The following is a 3,269-nucleotide window of genomic DNA, read 5'->3' on the forward strand; positions in this document are numbered from 1 at the left end:
CTTATCTACCATAAATGACATACATATCACAAGAGAATCAGACATATTGATCATGAAGATAATAATAACGGGTATTATTTCCTTTTTACGCTAAAAAAGATAAACTAATAGAAATAAGGATAAAAAGTGTCTTTCTTATCCTTATTTCTCTCTTAAAATAAAATTTAGAAAAATCGCCAATACAGTCTGAAAAGAAATTACTTTAATTATGATCAGAAACGCTTTTTTAGCTGATTTTTTTATAAATTTCTCATGTTTTCTTAAGTAAGTGAAAGTACTTCAGGGGGAGGAGCGAGAAGTTCATTGGTGATATGGCTATCCAAATAGTGGGCACATCGTTCGATAAGTTCTTCATGATATCCACTAAAAAAGTGATTAGCTCCTTCCAGTATTTCTTGTGTGATGATGATACCTTTTTGTGTTTTCAATTTATCAACAAGCAGTTGAACGTCTTTTGGAGGGGCAACTTTATCGATACCACCATGAATGATAAGCCCAGAGGAGGGACAAGGTGCCAGAAATGAAAAGTCATAAACGTTAGGCTGAGGAGCAACAGAAATAAATCCCTCAATTTCTGGTCGGCGCATTAAGAGCTGCATACCAATCCATGCTCCAAATGAATATCCCGCTACCCAACAATTTTTAGAGTCTGGATGTTGTGTTTGCACCCAATCGAGAGCCGCTGCTGCATCTGAAAGTTCTCCTATTCCATAATCAAATTCTCCCTGACTGCGACCAATACCACGGAAGTTAAAACGTAAAGTTGTAAAGCCACGTTGCTGAAACATATAAAAGAGATCATAGACAATTTTATGATTCATCGTTCCACCAAATTGGGGATGAGGATGCAAAATGATCGCAATGGGCGCATTTTTTTGTTGTGAAGGTTGATAACGCCCTTCAAGCCGACCTGCGGGACCATTAAAAATAATTTCTGGCATAAAATGCTCCTTAAATGCTATAAAAGGCTCTCATTGTCTTTGGTCGACTTTTACCATAGAATCTCTTAAATAATCATTAGATATTCTTTTTTTAGTGCACTTTTCAAGAAAATTGCGTTATTTTTTTAATCAATTTATACGATTAATGACTGCGATGTAAAATGGTGATAAAGCGCCGATATTTTGATCATAATGCAACAACACCGCTCAAAAAAATGGCGCGGATGACGTTACTGGAATCTTTAGAGATCTTTGGTAATCCATCATCCGTTCATAAGGAAGGGCGTGCGGCTAAGATTTTGTTGCAAAAAGCGCGTCGACAAATCGCTGAAAAACTTAAAACAGATCCAGATAACATTGTCTTTACCTCTGGAGCGAGTGAAGCAGCAATGACTTTATTAACACCCTTTTACACGATGGGGAATGCAAAGGTTCAATTCTCTCATCTTTACCTTGGAGCGACTGAACATCCCTCGGTGGCAGAGGGAGGGCGTTTTGCTAGAGAATTGATAAGTGTCATTGCTGTTGATCAAGATGGGCTTATTCAACAAGATAAATTAGTATTACTCTTAAGGGCTCACGATAAGACAAAAGGTTTACCTCTTGTTGCTATTCAAGCTGCAAATAGTGAAACTGGTGTTATTCAACCCTTAAAAGAAATAACTGCTATTGTTCGGGATTTAGGCGGCACTCTTATTGTTGATTTGACACAATATGTCGATAAAAATTTTGTTGATATTCATCAGTTAGGAGGGGACTTTTTTATACTTTCTGCCCATAAAGTTGGCGGTCCTAAAGGAGTTGGTGCATTTGTTTCATGTGGCAACCTTCTCATGCCACATCCTCTTATTATCGGAGGAGGACAAGAAAGAGGTCTTCGTGGAGGAACAGAAGCATTACCCCTTATTGCTGCTTTTGGAGCAGCAATGGCTGATTGTTTTACGCAAGAAGAAATTAAACGGTTAATATATTTACGAAATAAATTAGAAGATGGACTGCAAAAAATAAGTCAAGATATTGAAATATTTGGCAAAAGAGTTAAACGTTTGCCAAATACAACTTACTTTACCGTAAAAAATATAAAAGCTGAAACAATGCAAATTGCTTTTGATTTAGAAGGTTTTGCTGTATCGGCTGGTTCTGCTTGTTCTTCGGGAAAAGTAAAACAAAGCAAAGTTTTGGAAGCCATGGGGTATCATGTTCCAAATGGCGCCATTCGCATCTCGATAGGACGTGATACAACTTCTGAAGATATTGATGATTTTCTATTGTTTTTTTCTCGAATGATAAGCAAGAAAAAAGGATAAAATTCATCATGAGAAAATTACAAAATTAGAATTATTTTAAAAATAAAATTAAGTTTTATTGAAATTTTTGCACTTTGCCTATAGCTTAACAAATAACGTGCTTAACTTTAATTTTGTAAAAACAAGACTGTTAGTTACCGGTTTTTGATGCCAAAAAATGGAGAAGATTTATGCCGGCAGTACAAGAAACGATACGCCAAGTCCGTGAGATAGATGTTGACCAATATAAATATGGTTTTGAAACGAAAATTAAAACGGATAAAGCTCCGAAAGGTTTAAATGAAGATATTATCAGATTTATTTCTGCTAAAAAAAATGAGCCTGAATGGATGCTAACATGGCGCTTACAAGCTTATCGCCGTTGGCTGACAATGCAAGAACCTCATTGGGCGCGTCTTGAATATCCTAAAATTGATTTTCAGGAGCTTTATTATTATGCTGCTCCTAAAAATCATACAGGACCAAAATCTTTGGACGAAGTGGACCCTGAGTTATTAGCAACATACGAAAAACTTGGCATTCCTCTTAAAGAACAAGAAATTTTAGCAGGAGTAAGAAAACAATCTGATCCCTCTACCTTTGATGATAGTCTGTCCGCATCAGGGCAGGTAGCTGTTGATGCGGTTTTTGATTCTGTTTCTGTCGTGACAACATTCAAAAAAGAATTGGCGCGTGCTGGTGTAATTTTTTGCTCTATTTCAGAGGCGATTATTGAACATTCTGAGCTTATTAAAGAATATTTAGGAACAGTTGTACCTGTAAGTGATAATTATTATGCAGCCTTAAATGCCGCTGTCTTTACAGATGGTTCATTTGTTTACATTCCCAAAGGGGTTCGTTGTCCTATGGAGCTTTCAACCTATTTTAGAATTAATGAACGCAATACAGGCCAATTTGAACGAACATTAATTATTGCAGCTGAAGATTCCTATGTTTCTTATCTTGAAGGGTGTACAGCCCCTCAACGAGATGAAAACCAACTTCATGCTGCTGTTGTTGAGCTTATTGCCCTTGAAAATGC

At 36.6% G+C, this 3,269-nt stretch carries 3 protein-coding genes; 2 read left to right on the forward strand and 1 reads right to left on the reverse strand.

Annotation, left to right across the window (positions count from 1 at the left end; translation table 11 throughout):
- Positions 1–260 precede the first annotated feature (260 nt).
- Entirely contained in the window at positions 261–941 is a 681-nt protein-coding gene (locus BN338_RS02290) for an alpha/beta hydrolase (RefSeq protein WP_039758637.1), read from the reverse strand.
- A 161-nt stretch (positions 942–1,102) separates the two neighbouring features.
- Here BN338_RS02290 and BN338_RS02295 point away from each other — a divergent pair, with 161 nt between their 5' ends.
- Both BN338_RS02295 and BN338_RS02300 read left to right on the forward strand, forming a co-directional pair.
- A complete protein-coding gene (locus tag BN338_RS02295; protein WP_039758639.1) occupies positions 1,103–2,248 on the forward strand; it encodes a cysteine desulfurase family protein in 1,146 nt (381 codons plus the stop codon).
- Positions 2,249–2,418: 170 nt separating this feature from the next.
- Positions 2,419–3,269, forward strand: an 851-nt coding sequence (locus BN338_RS02300; protein WP_039758741.1) for a SufD family Fe-S cluster assembly protein, incomplete at its 3' end; no start/stop codon positions are given.

It is taken from the genome of Bartonella queenslandensis AUST/NH15, assembly GCF_000312585.1.
GTDB classification, from domain to species: Bacteria; Pseudomonadota; Alphaproteobacteria; order Rhizobiales; family Rhizobiaceae; genus Bartonella; species Bartonella queenslandensis_A.

Bases quoted from the DNA above. Each gene is read 5' to 3' on its own strand.
- BN338_RS02295 (WP_039758639.1), top strand. From the start codon at position 1,103: ATGGTGATAAAGCGCCGATATTTTGATCATAATGCAACAACACCGCTC.
- BN338_RS02290 (WP_039758637.1), bottom strand. From the start codon at position 941: ATGCCAGAAATTATTTTTAATGGTCCCGCAGGTCGGCTTGAAGGGCGT.